The organism is Xanthomarina arctica (genome assembly GCF_014638915.1).
GTDB classification, from domain to species: Bacteria; Bacteroidota; Bacteroidia; order Flavobacteriales; family Flavobacteriaceae; genus Xanthomarina; species Xanthomarina arctica.
This window is the reverse complement of the sequence record NZ_BMFQ01000013.1, coordinates 1-1,235: the sequence shown is the minus strand read 5'-3', so window position 1 is coordinate 1,235 and position 1,235 is coordinate 1. Positions and strand designations below refer to the sequence as shown.

The window sequence follows — 1,235 nt, the reverse complement described above, 5'->3', positions numbered from 1 at the left end:
TTTTTATACGGTGTTGTAAAACGTTTTTTAATTCAGTTTTGCTTTTAGTTTATCCCAAAAAGTGACTCTTTCGTTTGATTCGCCATCTTTTGTGAATTTTATTTTATTCCAATGTTTATCTAAATCCTTAACCGTTTTTATTTTTAGACCTTTGATATTCATTTCAGCCAATCCAGTTTCTAAATCGGCTTTCATACTTTTATACCAAGCTTCATTAGCTTTTTCATTATTCGTAATGTCAACGTCCTTAATTTGAGAACTGAACTCAACTGTTAACTTCTTCCACAATTCCGCATTTTTTTCGTCAATATTATAAGAGATTGTTGGTTTTACATTTTCTTTTTCATTTACGAATTGAATAATTTCCACAAACATTTTAGTTTTTTGGCTTTCATTCAAATTACTGACACCTAAATCATCAAAACAGATATTAATTCCATCAAAACAAGTTGAATTAAATTCATATTCCTTTCCGTTAAGTTTATATGAAATTCCTTCTCCTCGAAATCCGAATTTAATATGAGAAAAGTTGTTTGTTTTATCTGTGGACATTGGTTTGGTCAAATGTTTTACAACGGTTTTGTGTATGATTAGTGGCGTGTTTAAGCACCTAATTTAGCAAATAAAAACTGAGTAGAAAATCCGCGAGGATTTTCGTAAGTAGGCAAAAACCAGCCATTAATTATACACGGTGTTACCACACGTTTTTATTTTCAATTTCGTAATTATAAGGGTTTTCAGAGTCCATTTCTCCATTATGATAAATTAAAAATTCAGCTCGTTTTTCGTCAAACTCAACAGTTTCTATTTTATAAATTCCTCTCAAACATTGGTTACTGTCATAAATCAGTTCTTTGTCAAATATCAAAAATTTTGGCGTTGTCAATCTTATTATTTCTCCACACGCTAAAAATCCTTCACGACTTATAACTATATTATGGTTTTCGGTCACTTTGTAGCGACCTAAATTTTCGTTAAAAACTTGAAAATAGGCACTCAATAAAATCAATGGGATTAAAGTAACAATAGTAACTATTTTCCGAGTTGTGTTTTTCGTAATTGCAAAATATAAAAGGCTTGTCAGAATAAAAATCAGTCCAATTATTAAGTTTGAGTAAATTCCTTTGAGTTTTAGTCCGCTAAATGATAATATTATCAGAATTACAAACGTAAACGTTACGAAAATCAATATTCGTTTGATTAATTTTTCCGTTTTAGGGAATCTTTTTTTTGTC

General features: G+C 29.5%; 2 protein-coding genes. Both read right to left on the bottom strand.

Annotated elements, in window-relative coordinates; genetic code table 11:
* Positions 1 to 27: 27 nt before the first annotated feature.
* Complete coding sequence (locus tag IEV77_RS17340) at positions 28 to 552, bottom strand: hypothetical protein (RefSeq protein WP_188467174.1); 525 nt, start codon at positions 550 to 552, stop codon at positions 28 to 30.
* A gap of 142 nt (positions 553 to 694) precedes the next feature.
* Positions 695 to 1,235 (bottom strand): hypothetical protein (locus IEV77_RS17335; protein ID WP_188467172.1); only part of this gene is annotated, 541 nt, incomplete at its 5' end.

What these genes read in the sequence shown, in the direction of transcription:
- IEV77_RS17340 (WP_188467174.1), bottom strand. Translation starts at nt 552, where the DNA reads ATGTCCACAGATAAAACAAACAACTTTTCTCATATTAAATTCGGATTT.